This window comes from Paraburkholderia sp. SIMBA_027, from assembly GCF_046535315.1.
GTDB classification, from domain to species: Bacteria; Pseudomonadota; Gammaproteobacteria; order Burkholderiales; family Burkholderiaceae; genus Paraburkholderia; species Paraburkholderia tropica.
On record NZ_JAWRWY010000392.1, the window covers coordinates 1 to 279 of the forward strand.

1 pseudogene is annotated in these 279 nt (G+C 66.7%); it reads right to left on the minus strand.

Features of this window, described 5'->3' with window-relative positions:
* Positions 1–279: pseudogene (locus SB764_RS39550) on the minus strand (DUF3482 domain-containing protein); the annotation flags it as partial.

Sequence of the window (279 nt, forward strand, 5' to 3'; positions counted from 1 at the left end):
TCGCTGCTGCTGACGAAGTTGAGCACCGGCAGCAACGGCTTGCCGCAACTGGCCAGCACTTGCAGCTCATCGCGGTACTTGGCCAGCACCGGCTCGCGGGCATCGATCACATACAGGCCGGCGTCCGAGGCCAACAATTGGCGCAGCACCTTGGCTTCCTGTTCGAAACGTTGGCGCGCTTCGCTGCCGTCCAGGAAGCGCGCCAGGCGCGCCGGGCCATCGAGGCGTTCGCCGGGGCGATCCAGGCGCTCCAGGTAGTCGAGCAGGGCGATGGCATCT